This is a genomic window from Cohnella sp. AR92 (genome assembly GCF_003990975.1).
Lineage (GTDB): Bacteria > Bacillota > Bacilli > Paenibacillales > Paenibacillaceae > Cohnella.
This window is the reverse complement of record NZ_RZJR01000003.1, coordinates 222,121-234,055: the sequence shown is the minus strand read 5'-3', so window position 1 is coordinate 234,055 and position 11,935 is coordinate 222,121. Positions and strand designations below refer to the sequence as shown.

Sequence of the window (11,935 nt, the reverse complement as noted above, 5' to 3'; positions counted from 1 at the left end):
TCGGGGCGTTGCGTTTAGGCGGGCAGCAGATTGAGCACCGTTTCGATAATGACGCTGATGATCGGCACCGCCATGACGAGAATGAGCATCTTGCCCGCGAATTCAACCCTGGAAGCCACGCTCTCCATTCCCGCGTCGCGAATGATCTGGGCTCCGAACTCCGCGATGTAGGCGATTCCGATGATCTTGAGCATCGTCTTCAGGTAGACGGACGGAATGCCGGAGCGGTCCGCAAGCTGCTCCAATACGGTTACGACGCTGCTGATCTTGCCGATCATCGCCAGGAAGATCCCGATCCCGACGAAAGCGGACAGAAGCAGGGCGAACATCGGCTTCTGTTCCCGTATGACGAGAATAAGGATGGTCGCGAGCAGCCCGATGCCAACGATCTGCAGAATCTCCACTGCGTTCACCCGCCCTGTTCGTCGCTACTGGAACAGGAAGATCGACTTGATCTCCTGGAACAATTCATTGAGCAGCCGCACGACCATGAACAGCACCACGACGAAGCCGATGACGGTGACCCAATGCGCCATATCTTCCTTGCCCATCTGTTTGAGGACGGTATGAATCATGGCGATGATGATGCCGATTCCGGCGATTTGGAATATCGTGCTGACGTCAATACCCATTGAATCGGCCCCCTACTTACATCATCAGGATGACGACCAGGGCCGCTCCCAGAACTCCCAGGCTTCGGCTCAGCCTCTCGTACTTCGCTTGATCTTCCCTCGCCGCCGCTTCCTCGTCTTGAAGCTGAAGCACAGCCAGCCGAACGTGCTTGAGCTGGTCGTCTCTCCCGCTTCCGCCAAGCGAAGAACCGAGGCGCAGAATCGCTTCCTTCTCGCCCGCTTTCATGGCCGTCGCCGGCCATCCCTCGTTCATGATCCGTTCCCAAGCGTCCTTCACGGTCTCGCCGGAGACGGATCTCAGCTCCTTCGAGATACGCTCGAACAGCACGGCCAGAACCGGCGGCAGCACCCGAGCCACTCGAGACAAAGCTTCCGGCAGAGGGGTCTGTCCGTAGCCGATCTCCGTCTCCAGCCGCTGCAGGGCATGCAGCAGATGGCGGATCTGCTTGGGACGCTCGGCGAACCTGGCGGCTTGAAGGAAGCCGATCATCGTGCCGGCGAAGAGCACCAAGGCGGCGCCGATTAGCTTGATCATAAGCCATGCCCTCCCTCCCCGTCGGCCGGGGATCGAATGAGCGGCAGAGGGCGGGCTTTGAGAGCCAGCTCCAGCGCTTCCCCGGGAGGACCGGCCGGCTCGTTCCGATCGCTCGCGAACGCGTTCGCGGGAGGCTTGGCCTCCGATGCCGGAGCGTCCCGGGGCGCGATGCTCCAAGCTCCTCTCCGGCGCCGGAGCCCTTCTTCCTCCGCCTCCCTCGCTCCGAAGACCCGATGGCGGACCTCATTCCCCGAACGGGAGAGGAGGATATAGGCCCCGAACATCCCCTCTCGGGCCAAGGACGACAGAACCGGGCGCTCGAAGACATCCGCTAGATCGGACGCGTGCGCGGTGGCCAGCACCCTAACACCGGCATGCAGCGCCTCCCGGAGCGCGTCCGCGTCCTCCGGCCGGCCGATCTCGTCCACCACGACGACCTCCGGGGACATCGAGCGAACGAGCATCATCATCCCCTCCGCCTTCGGACACGCGTCCAGCACGTCTGTTCGAGGGCCGAGATCGAAGGTGGGAACTCCGCTCTCGCAAGCGGCGATCTCCGACCTCTCGTCGACGATGCCGACCTTCCTCCCCCTCCAGCTTCGCGCCGAGGGATGATTCCATTCCCCCGAGCTGATCGCTCGGGCCAGATCCCGAAGCAGAGTCGTCTTGCCTTGCTGGGGGGCGGATACCAGAAGCGTGTGCCGGATCGAGCGGGCGAGCGGATCGAGCAGAGCCGGAAGCACCGGAGCGGCGCAGCCGATCCTTGCCCTGGCAATGCGGACATTGAAGGCGGCCACGTCCCGCAGGTGGCGCACCCGGCCGCCGTCGAGCACCGTTCGCCCGGCCAGTCCGACGCGATGACCGCCGGCCACCGTCACATAGCCTCGCTTCAATTCTTCCTCTACGGCATACAGAGAGTAGTCGGTCACTCTCTCCAGGAAAGCCCGGCAATCTTCTCGTCCGGGCCGGTAGCCTGCCTTATCGTCGTCGGTTATCGCGCCTTCCGGCGTCACGAATGCGAAGCGTCCGCCGTATGCGATCTCGAGAGGCCTCGCCTCTCGGACTCGCACTTCTTCGAGCGACTCGATCGCGCTGTCCGGCAGCCTGCCAAGGATCGTTCGCAGCGATGATGGAAAAAGCTCCATCCATGCGGGAGACATAGGGAGACCTCCTTTCCCGAATCGAAGTCTATTACTGATTCATGTGTATGCTTGGACGACTCGTTTATTCCTGCTTGGCCCATTCGTCCCCGGATCCGTCACTTCTTCAGAATGCCGATAAGCAGGCAGGCTACGCCGACCGTCACCCAGATAAAGCGCATAGGAGAAAGCTTGTCCGCCATGCCGACGAGCCCGATTGTCGTTGTGGTCAGCAAGACAAGCGGCCCTACCATCGCCAGCATGGAATTCACGGCAAGCGCCTTATGCACTTCGTTCATCTTCAGCATGACGATCGCGGCCGTCAGCTCGATGCTCCCCGAGAAAATGCGAAGCAATGCCATGCTAAACACAGTCTTGTCCACCCGGTCCCCCCCTTTCTACCAACTGAAGCCGTATCCTACTCTATGCCGCCGCCCGCTCCAACTTGCTAGTTTTCCAACGGGAACCCTAATTCTCCCGCTCCGCCGCACGGGCACCTGCCTAACTCTCGCTGCATATATTGATCGAGCATGAACGAACCGCACTCAACCTTCACATGAGGAGAGCTGTCTATGGATATTACGACCGGCCGCGTCTGGCCGTGCGCGTTGGAGGATCCGACCGAGAAGAGAAACGGCAAGCCTCGGCAAACGGGCCTCACGATGGTCATCGACAAAGGCCTGGGGCCTTCGGCGTTTAACGACCTGCTCCTGACCGCCGGAGATTATATCGATCTTCTGAAGTTCGGCTTCGGAACTTCCCCGCTCTATAAGACCGGCGTTCTGCGAGATAAGATCGCCTTGGCCAAACAGCACAACGTGGCGACTTTCCCCGGCGGCACGCTGCTCGAAGCCGCGTTTCGGCTGGAGGTGATCGGAGAGTTCTTCGACATGGTGCAGGAGCTCGGCTTTGACGGAGTCGAGGTGTCGGACGGCACGATCGAGCTGACCCGCCGCCAGAGGGACGGCTTGATCACGGAAGCGACTCAGCGGGGGCTGCGGGTATTTACGGAATACGGCAAAAAACAAGCGGGCTCGAGGATCGTCCTGGACGATTTGAAGCGGACGTTCGAGCTGGACCGGGGAAGAGGCGCGGAGCTGATCACCGTCGAAGCCCGGGAATCGGGGGTCGGCGTCGGCTTGTTCGATGACAGCGGCAAATGCCGCGAGGAGGAGCTGCTCCGGCTTCGCCGGGCGCTCCCGGATATGAGCTGCCTGCTCTGGGAGGCTCCGAGAAAAGAACAGCAGGTCGCGCTGCTCGGCATTCTGGGCACGGACGCCAATCTGGGCAACATCTCGCCGAACGACGTCTTGTCGCTCGAGACGCTGCGAAGAGGACTGCGTTCGGATACTTTCGCGCACCATCGGCTGATCTCGGATTATATGATCTGAGACTCGGGACAGGAAAAGGGTCCTCTCGCTCGTCGTTCTAAGCGAAAGGACCCTTCCATAAGCATAAATGAGCGGCAAGCCCGTCCCGCCGAGTTCCCCCGGAAGGCGTGAGTGGTTCATGAACGGCGAAATCGTATTAGTCGGTTTAATCGTGATCGGCCTCGTGGGCCGTTCTCCCATTATCACGACCGCTGCCTGCCTTCTGCTGGTCGTCAAGCTGATTCACCTTCAGAGATACCTTCCCGCCATCGAACGGAGAGGGCTGGAGATCGGCCTGCTGTTTCTGACGCTCGCGGTGCTGGTTCCGTTCGCCGCCGGCAAGGTTCAGCTCAAGGACGTCGCGCATGCCTTCACAAGCTGGACAGGCTGGGTCGCCCTCATCGGAGGAGCCGCCGCCACTTATATGAACGGCAAAGGCCTCGAGCTGCTCAAGGTAGACCCGCAGCTGATCGTCGGCCTGGTCATCGGCTCGATCATCGGAATCGTGTTCCTGCGCGGCATTCCGGTCGGCCCTCTGATGGCGGCGGGAATCACGGCGTTCATCCTGAAGGTGCTTCAGATGTTCGCCGACAAGTAGGCATGCCTTAGTTATGCCATCGTAATCGCTATCTTGCCCTGCTTCGCCTGCCAATCGACCTTCGCCCCAAGAGATTCGCTGATAAACCGGAGCGGGAGGTAGGTGCTGCCTTCGGCGCTGAACAGCCCGTTCTGCAGTTGGACAGGCGATCCGTTCAATGTCATCGTTCCGGTCTTGAAGTTGAGCTGCACCTTCACGGAATCCGCTGGGTCGGCTGCGGCGCGTTCCACCGTCGCGATCTTGCTCTCGTTATCCCAGGATACTTTCGCTCCAAGCTTCTCGAAGACGGATCGCAGCGGGATAAAGGCCTGCCCGGAGCGAACGATGACTCCGTTGGACAGCGCGACGGATTCCCCGTTCAGGACGACTTCAATGGGGGCAGGCAGCTGAACGGGCGAGTCGTAGTCGTCTCCCCCTTCAACCCTCAGGAAGTTAATATCGCCCCAGCCCCATAAAGTGCCATCCGTCTTCTGCAGCATCATGTATCCCCGGCCGTCTCTCACCTCGCTAATGCCGCCGGCAATCGGTTTGAATTCCGCATTAGACGGCATCGTTTCCCGTTCGATCGAGGCTTGGTAGACCTTCCCCTCCTTCGTGAACGCGACGATGGCGCGTCCCACGATAGAAGCGGACTGCACGTTCTTCACGTTGGCCAGCAGAACCGGCACGGCTTGCCGGTGATAGGTCGTGCCGTCCGAGGCCCCGGTGACGGTCATGCCCCAGAACCACAAGCGATTCTCGTTGTCGATTGCGAGATTCGTTCTCCCATTCGACCAGATAGCCCGAACGGCCGGCAATCCGGCAACGGCTTGCGCCGGAATATGCGGCCAATCTCCGCTCTGGTAGCTTTCCGGCCAATCATATACCGTTCCGTCCTGCTGCAGCACGATGCCTTGCTGAAGGTCTACCGCGCCCCCCAGCTCCGTTGATTGCCAGAGATAATCGAATTTAGCATCGGAGCGCCAGACGGACCCGTCTCTCTTCAGGAAAGAGAAGATTCCGCCATCGTCTTCCATCTTCACCACATCCGCGATTCCGTCGACCAAGGCGTAAGCGGCCGAGTCCGGCCCCGCCGACTCCTCGGCCATCTTGTAAACGCGGCCCTCTACGTCGAGAACGAGCACTTTCCCGCTGCTTGCAAGCACGTCGACCGGATGCATGATCCCCTTGATCTCTTGGATCTCGTAACCGGTAGGCGAGCCTGGCTTCCCCTCCCAGTGCCACAAGGAGCCATCCTTCTTCTCGACATAGCCATCGGAGAAGGCTTGGGTTACGTTCGTTAGCCCGTGCAGTTGGGTCGGCACCGACTTGCCGTTCTCTCCCCAGATCCAATAGGTTCCGTCGGACTTGATCAGCGAACCGAGCGTATACGAGGCAATCAGGCCATCTTGCGCTCCCTCGGCCGAAGCCGCAGGCGCAAGAGAGCCAAACAGAAGAGCGGATAGGACTGCGTAAACAAGCGGTTTTCTCAAAAAGGTTCCCTCCCGAAAGTTAGTCCATAGTCAGCTCTACTCCATCTCGATGTATATCCGTCCCTCTTGCTTTACCCATTCCACGTTGGCTCCAAGCGACTCGCTGACTACTCTCAGAGGAAGGTAAGTGATGCCGCCTTCGCTGAGCATCGGGCGCGGGAATGCCAGCTTCTCTTCGTTTAACGTGACCGAATCGTTCTTGAAGTTGAACCTCATGCGAACGGCAGGTTTATCCCCGCTGGCCGCGCGCTCGATGGAAGCGATCTTGCCTTGCTCGTCCCAGGTAACGGCCGCTCCAAGCCGCTCGAAGATCGATCGCATCGGAACGTACGACTGGCCGTACCGGGTCAAGACCCCGTTCGTCAAGGGAATGGATTCTCCGTTCAGGACAAGCTCGACCGGGAACTGAACGGGGAGCGGAATGAGGCGATCATAGGCGTCTCCGAAGCCCAGCTCGTTATGGACGTTGCTTCCCCAGCCCCACAGCGTTCCGTCCATTCGATGCAGGATCAAGTGCTTAGCGCCCGGTACGGCGCCGTCGAAGCTCGACGCCCAGCGCTTAAACGGCATGCCCGCCCAGATCGTTCCAAGGCCGGCTTGCTCGAAGTGCCCTTCTTGCGTGAGATAGACGATGGAACGATTGACGATGTAAGCCTCCTTCACGTTCAGAGCCATCTTCAAGAGGACGGGGGAGGCAACGGACGGAGCCTCGAAGGAATATCCCTTAGCTCCCCAGTACCATAATCGATTCTCTTTGTCGACCGCCACGCTCGATAGTCCGTCGGAATGGTACCAACGAATATTCGCCACTCCTCGCACTATAGCGGAAGAAACGCCGCTCCAGCTTTCGGCCGCTCGCTTGCCTCCCGACAGATATCCGTTCGGCCACTCCCGCACGGTGCCGTCCTTCAGAAGAACGCCGTTTTGCAGCACTTTCGCGGCTCCTTGGATCTCCTTGGCCTGCACGAAAGACGCCAAGCCGGAATCGGAACGCCATACGCTTCCGTCATCCTTAAGAAAGACGAAGAGGATCTTGCGATTCTGCAAATCTTCATATTTCGTCATCTCTCGAACCTTGTCGATTCCGCTCAACTGCCGTTCGGTTCCTTCCTGCGTGCTCGAATTCCATCGATCCAATCGATAAACCCTGCCGTCCCGATCCAGAACGAGCGTCGATGCACCGGCCGAATCGATCGAAATCGCCGCGACAGGGTCGAGAATCTCGGGGATCTTCTGTACGTCATACTCCGCAGAGCCGCCCGTCTTCTTCCGCCAATGCCACAAAGTGCCGTCCGTACGGCGAACCAGATGTTCGCCTAGAGACTCCTCCGCTTCCGTTAAGCCATGGACCTGGGTCGGCACGGTAGGCATTCCCTCTCCTCCCCATACCCAGTAGGTGCCGTCGGGTTTGACGAGAGACGAAACGTCATAGGACACGGACATTTGGGCTTGTTCCACGTTCGCAGTTTCGGCTGCGTCCGCTCCGATCGCGGAGAACGGGAGCGATCCCGCCAGCAGCGAGCCGGTCATCAAAACGTACAACAGTCTTCTTCTCATCGCGAATGCTCCCATTTTTTAGTCGTTATGTACTTGTTTAGTAGACGCGTGGTATGGGGGAATAGTTTCGCGTTAGAGTCGGACTCTTTTTCCTATTAAGGATAGTTGATCGATGGTATGAGGTAGAGCAACCAGCTCCTGAGAGGCTCGGAGGACGGAGTTCCTTCGATAATCGAAAAAAACAAGCCTGGCCGAATAGCCAAGCTTGTCGAGTTCGGGTTGATATAGCGTGAACGAAGCTCCGATTAACGGCGATCCTGCGGCCCGCCGACGAATGCGGCGTCCGCCGTGTCGAGGCCGTAAGCGGTGTGCAGGGCGCGCACGACGTCGTGAAGAGGCTCCGCGGCGATGACGCAGGAGCACTTGATCTCCGACGTGCTCACCATCTTGATGCTGACGCCTTGCTTCGAGATGACTTCGAACATCTTGGCGGCGACTCCCGGATTGGACACCATGCCCGCTCCGACGATAGACACCTTCACAAGGCCTTCTTCGTAAGTAGCCTCGTCGTAAGGAACGACATTGCGAATGTTCTCGATGACGCCGAGCGCCTTCGCGCGATCCGACAGGGATACCGTGAAGGAGAAGTCCGCCTTCCCGTCTTGAACGCCGCTCTGTACGATAATGTCGACATCGATGCCATCCGCTGCAAGCGCTCCGAATACGTTCGCCAGAACGCCCGGAACATCCTGTACTCCTAGAATGCTGATGCGCGCGACGTTCTTGTCGAACGCGATTCCGCTAACGACGACTCCTTGTTCCATTGCTGCTTCCTCCCTCACGAGCGTGCCTTCATTCTGGGTGAAACTAGACCGAACCACAAGATGAACCTTATTATGCTTAGCGTATTCAACGGCACGCGGGTGAAGGACGGCCGCTCCGAGATGAGCCAACTCCAGCATCTCGTCATACGAGATGACATCCAGCTTGCGCGCGTTCTTCACGACGCGAGGGTCGGTCGAATAGATCCCGTCGACGTCCGTATAGATCTCGCATACGTCCGCTTGGACAGCGGCGGCAAGCGCGACTGCGGTCGTGTCCGATCCGCCGCGGCCGAGCGTCGTGATCTCGCCGTCCTCCGTCATGCCTTGGAAGCCGGCGACAATGACGATGTTGCCTTCGTCGATCGCCTTGAACAGGCGGGTCGGAGCGATGTTGCTGATCCGAGCCTTGCCATGAACCGCTTCCGTCGTAATGCCGGCCTGCCAGCCCGTGAACGACTTGGCGTCATGCCCGAGCTTATGGATCGTCATTGCCAGAAGCGCGACGGAGATCTGCTCGCCGGTCGTCAGAAGCATATCCATCTCCCTGGCAGGAGGGTTATCGTTGAGCTCCTGGGATTTATCAATCAAATCATCCGTCGTGTCGCCCATTGCGGAGACGACTGCCACGACGCGGTGGCCTTGCAGCTTTTTGTCGATAATTCGCTGTGCCACGCGCTGCATGCGTTCCGTCGTTCCAACGGAACTGCCGCCGAATTTCATTACGATTAAGGACAACGCAATTTCACTCCTTGATCATCCATCTGCATACAGCAGTATATTATAGCACAACATTTTAGGCCCAGAAATACAAAAAATCCTTGCCCGCGCATGTCTATGCGCACGGGCAAGGATAATTCGCTGCGGATTACGCGCGGGAGACGTACTTGCCTTCGCGGGTATCGATCGTCAGAACGTCGCCTTCGTTGATGAAGAGCGGAACTTGAACGTTCAGGCCGGTCTCCAGCTTGGCGTTCTTGGTTGCGCCGGTAGCGGTGTTGCCCTTGATGCCCGGCTCGGTCTCGACGACCTTCAAGTCGACGCTGTTCGGAATGTTGATCCCGATGATCTCGCCTTGGTAGCTCGAGATGTTAACGTTCATGTTCTCGAGGAGGAAGTTGATCTCCCATTCGAGCTGCTTCTTGTCCAGCGTAAACTGGTCGTACGTCTCGTTATCCATGAAGGTGTACTCGCTGCCGGAGTTGTACAGGTATTGCACCTGACGGTTCTCGACATGAGCGCGCACAACGTTCTCGCCGGCGCGGAACGTCTTCTCGATGGCATTGCCGTTGCGCAGGTTCTTCAGCTTCGTGCGGACGAAAGCTGCGCCCTTGCCTGGCTTAACGTGCTGGAAGTCGACAACGGAGCAAAGGTCTCCGTCCACTTCAATGGTAAGGCCTGTCTTCAAATCGTTAACGGAAATCACTGTAAAAATTCCCTCCTGTGGAAACGTGGCTCTCCAAGGCCGAAGCTTAATCGAGAACGATCAGCTCTTTCGGAGAACGAGTAAGTATTTTAATCCCGTCATTCGTCACAACGACGTCGTCTTCGATCCGTACGCCCCCGAAGCCGGGGAGATAGATGCCGGGTTCGACCGTAACGATCATGCCGGGGGTTAAAATCGAATTCGAATTTCTGGCCAGGCGAGGCCATTCGTGAACCTCCATGCCGACCCCATGTCCGGTGCTGTGACCGAAATAGTCACCATAACCATACCTTGTAATGATATCTCTCGTCAAGGCATCCCCGTCGTGACCCGTCATTCCGGGACGCAGATGCTCCAGCGCGTTCAACTGGGCTTCCAGCACGATTCCATAAATCTCGCGGTGGCGATCGGACGCCGGTCCGACGACGACCGTACGGGTAATGTCGGAGCAATAGCCTTTGTAGTATGCGCCGAAATCCAACGTCACGAATTCTCCGCTTCCGATCAATTTATCGCTGGCGACTCCATGAGGAAGCGAGGACCGTTCGCCGGAGGCGACAATCGTATCGAAGGAGGGACCCGCCGCTCCTTGCTTTCTCATGAAGGTCTCCAGTTCCAGAGCGACGGAAGCCTCCGTTACGCCAGGCTTGATGAAGCCCAGGATATGATCGAAGGCCCGGTCGGCCACATCCGCCGCTTCCTGAATTATGGCGATCTCCTGCTCGTCCTTGATCTCGCGAAGCTTCTCGACGATCCCCTGCGACACGACAAGCTCGATCGGATTCAGCTTCTCTTGAACGGAAAGGTAAGTCGCGTAAGTCATGTCCTGTTCTTCGATATGAAGGCGGCTGACGCCCCATTTGTTCAGAAGAGCGGCCACATCTCCATAGATGCCGGGGCCGTGTTCGAGCACTTCGAATCCTTTCGCCTGCTGGGGCGCTTGCTCGCGATAGCGGAAGTCGGTTAGCAGCACGGCGCGCTCTCTCGTAATCAGGACAACCCCGGAGCTGCCGGTAAAGCCCGACAGATAACGCCGATTATACGCATTCGTGATCAGGATGGCTTCTCCGCCAAGCTCCTGTAGCGCTGCTCTTAATTTGCTGACTCTCTCGTTAGCCACTCGTCTTCATCCCCTTCTAATCAGTTCGTCTCCACGCCGAGGTGTTTGCACAGCGCAAGCAGCCCCATCTCGTAGCCGTATGCTCCGAAGCCCGAGATCTGGCCTACGCAGACCGGCGCCGTCATGGACACATGTCGGAACGACTCCCGCTTATGTATGTTGGACAAATGCACCTCGACGACGGGAAGCCCTACCGAGGCGATTCCGTCGCGGAGGGCGATGCTCGTGTGAGTATACGCTCCGGGATTGATAAGGATTCCATCCGTATGGCCGTAAGCGGCATGAATCCGATCAAGCAGGCCGCCCTCGTGATTGGATTGGTAAAATTCCAGCTCCACTCCGAGGCGTTCCGCCGCCTGGAGCAGGTTGTTCTCAATCTGCTTAAGGGATTCCGAGCCGTAAATCCCCGGCTCCCGAATGCCGAGCATGTTCAGATTCGGTCCATTCAACACCAATATTCGAGTCATGGTTCGCGCTCCCCAATCGTTCCGGTTCTGCTGCCGGGGCTTCCCTTGGGCTATGCCGCCGCAGCGTTAGACTAACTCGGAAATATTGTATCATAGCGCGAAGCTTGCCGACCAGACCGACGCACGGCCGGCCGCTCAAGACGAAGGCTGCGCTTTCCTTCCGCCGCTGTCCGCCTTGCCTGCCGGCTCTCTCGAAGCTTCGTCGTGGAATTCGAATGCGATGCTGTAACCGATAAACAGCCCCCAGACCAAATACAGGCCCAGCTCGGACACGATGCTGTTCCAGCCGATCACCCTCACCGATTCCGTCATCCCGGTCGGAGGGCCGATGACGAGAAACAAAAGACACCACCATGCCCCGCCGAAGACGACGCCGGGCCATGGGCCGCGAAGCGCCCCTAGAAGAAGCCAGTACAGGACGGCAGCGGCGATTGACATCGCAATGAAAAGAACGAATCCCGCGCAATGCCAGTACGCGGTGTTCAGCTTGGCCCTGGGCATCCAAGAGTCGGCGAGGAACGCTTGCGGAACCTCCGTTAGATTGAGCGCCACGACGAGCCATCGCACCAGCCCCCAGATCACTCCGGCGAAGAAGCCGATCTGCAGGGCATAGCGGAACGCGGACACCGTCCCTCTCCCCTCGGGCTCCCGACTCCTGTCCCCGCGATTCCGGCGTTCTCCGTTTTCCATGGGCATCTTATCTCCTCCTGCGCCTCAAGATTCGAGAATAGTAAGGATAGTATGGACTTCGGCCTGCTTGCGTAATCCTTGCCCTTCCCGCCTGGAATACCGAGCAGCCGTTCCCTGTGGCATTGTGAGTTGGATTCCTGTAAAATAAACGTATATTGGGAGCGTTGC

The 11,935-nt window shown here is 58.6% G+C and carries 14 protein-coding genes; 2 read left to right on the top strand and 12 right to left on the bottom strand.

What is annotated here, in order from left to right; all coding sequences use genetic code 11:
* Nucleotides 1-14: 14 nt before the first annotated feature.
* From spoIIIAD to ELR57_RS05860, 5 genes are all read right to left on the bottom strand, one after another.
* Nucleotides 15-404, bottom strand: coding sequence for a stage III sporulation protein AD (spoIIIAD, locus tag ELR57_RS05880; protein ID WP_126958092.1), 390 nt, complete (start codon nt 402-404; stop codon nt 15-17).
* A gap of 24 nt (nt 405-428) precedes the next feature.
* Nucleotides 429-632 carry a stage III sporulation protein AC gene (spoIIIAC, locus tag ELR57_RS05875; protein WP_126958091.1) on the bottom strand — a complete coding sequence of 68 codons (204 nt, stop codon included), beginning with the start codon at nt 630-632 and terminating at the stop codon, nt 429-431.
* Between the two features lie 16 nt (nt 633-648).
* Nucleotides 649-1,167: a stage III sporulation protein SpoIIIAB gene (spoIIIAB, locus tag ELR57_RS05870; RefSeq protein ID WP_126958090.1), complete on the bottom strand. Its 519-nt coding sequence runs from the start codon at nt 1,165-1,167 to the stop codon at nt 649-651.
* Entirely contained in the window at nt 1,164-2,327 is a 1,164-nt protein-coding gene (spoIIIAA, locus tag ELR57_RS05865) for a stage III sporulation protein AA (RefSeq protein ID WP_126958089.1), read from the bottom strand. The genes spoIIIAB and spoIIIAA overlap by 4 nt, the downstream gene beginning before the upstream one ends.
* A gap of 98 nt (nt 2,328-2,425) precedes the next feature.
* Nucleotides 2,426-2,689, bottom strand: a complete 264-nt coding sequence (locus ELR57_RS05860) for a YqhV family protein (RefSeq protein ID WP_483296220.1) — start codon at nt 2,687-2,689, stop codon at nt 2,426-2,428.
* 189 nt (nt 2,690-2,878) lie between these two features.
* On the opposite strand from ELR57_RS05860, the gene comA reads away from it, so the two are divergent.
* Both comA and ELR57_RS05850 read left to right on the top strand, forming a co-directional pair.
* Complete coding sequence (gene comA, locus ELR57_RS05855; RefSeq protein WP_126958088.1) at nt 2,879-3,697, top strand: phosphosulfolactate synthase; 819 nt, start codon at nt 2,879-2,881, stop codon at nt 3,695-3,697.
* 118 nt (nt 3,698-3,815) lie between these two features.
* Entirely contained in the window at nt 3,816-4,274 is a 459-nt protein-coding gene (locus tag ELR57_RS05850) for a DUF441 domain-containing protein (protein WP_126958087.1), read from the top strand.
* 11 nt (nt 4,275-4,285) lie between these two features.
* Here ELR57_RS05850 and ELR57_RS05845 read toward each other — a convergent pair whose 3' ends face one another.
* The 7 genes from ELR57_RS05845 to ELR57_RS05815 all read right to left on the bottom strand — a co-directional run bounded on the left by ELR57_RS05845 (nt 4,286) and on the right by ELR57_RS05815 (nt 11,773).
* A complete protein-coding gene (locus tag ELR57_RS05845; RefSeq protein ID WP_126958086.1) occupies nt 4,286-5,746 on the bottom strand; it encodes a stalk domain-containing protein in 1,461 nt (486 codons plus the stop codon).
* Nucleotides 5,747-5,782: 36 nt separating this feature from the next.
* Complete coding sequence (locus ELR57_RS05840) at nt 5,783-7,303, bottom strand: stalk domain-containing protein (RefSeq protein ID WP_158629943.1); 1,521 nt, start codon at nt 7,301-7,303, stop codon at nt 5,783-5,785.
* 245 nt (nt 7,304-7,548) lie between these two features.
* Nucleotides 7,549-8,802: an aspartate kinase gene (locus tag ELR57_RS05835; protein WP_126958084.1), complete on the bottom strand. Its 1,254-nt coding sequence runs from the start codon at nt 8,800-8,802 to the stop codon at nt 7,549-7,551.
* A 130-nt stretch (nt 8,803-8,932) separates the two neighbouring features.
* Nucleotides 8,933-9,490, bottom strand: a complete 558-nt coding sequence (gene efp / locus ELR57_RS05830) for an elongation factor P (protein WP_126958083.1) — start codon at nt 9,488-9,490, stop codon at nt 8,933-8,935.
* Between the two features lie 46 nt (nt 9,491-9,536).
* Complete coding sequence (locus ELR57_RS05825; protein WP_126958082.1) at nt 9,537-10,610, bottom strand: M24 family metallopeptidase; 1,074 nt, start codon at nt 10,608-10,610, stop codon at nt 9,537-9,539.
* Nucleotides 10,611-10,630: 20 nt separating this feature from the next.
* Nucleotides 10,631-11,077, bottom strand: coding sequence for a type II 3-dehydroquinate dehydratase (gene aroQ / locus ELR57_RS05820; protein ID WP_126958081.1), 447 nt, complete (start codon nt 11,075-11,077; stop codon nt 10,631-10,633).
* 135 nt (nt 11,078-11,212) lie between these two features.
* Complete coding sequence (locus tag ELR57_RS05815) at nt 11,213-11,773, bottom strand: YqhR family membrane protein (RefSeq protein ID WP_126958080.1); 561 nt, start codon at nt 11,771-11,773, stop codon at nt 11,213-11,215.
* Nucleotides 11,774-11,935: the final 162 nt, after the last annotated feature.

What these genes read in the sequence shown, in the direction of transcription:
- spoIIIAB (WP_126958090.1), bottom strand. Translation starts at nt 1,167, where the DNA reads ATGATCAAGCTAATCGGCGCCGCCTTGGTGCTCTTCGCCGGCACGATG.
- ELR57_RS05815 (WP_126958080.1), bottom strand. Translation starts at nt 11,773, where the DNA reads ATGCCCATGGAAAACGGAGAACGCCGGAATCGCGGGGACAGGAGTCGG.
- ELR57_RS05850 (WP_126958087.1), top strand. Translation starts at nt 3,816, where the DNA reads ATGAACGGCGAAATCGTATTAGTCGGTTTAATCGTGATCGGCCTCGTG.
- comA (WP_126958088.1), top strand. Translation starts at nt 2,879, where the DNA reads ATGGATATTACGACCGGCCGCGTCTGGCCGTGCGCGTTGGAGGATCCG.
- aroQ (WP_126958081.1), bottom strand. Translation starts at nt 11,077, where the DNA reads ATGACTCGAATATTGGTGTTGAATGGACCGAATCTGAACATGCTCGGC.
- spoIIIAA (WP_126958089.1), bottom strand. Translation starts at nt 2,327, where the DNA reads ATGTCTCCCGCATGGATGGAGCTTTTTCCATCATCGCTGCGAACGATC.
- ELR57_RS05840 (WP_158629943.1), bottom strand. Translation starts at nt 7,303, where the DNA reads ATGAGAAGAAGACTGTTGTACGTTTTGATGACCGGCTCGCTGCTGGCG.
- spoIIIAC (WP_126958091.1), bottom strand. Translation starts at nt 632, where the DNA reads ATGGGTATTGACGTCAGCACGATATTCCAAATCGCCGGAATCGGCATC.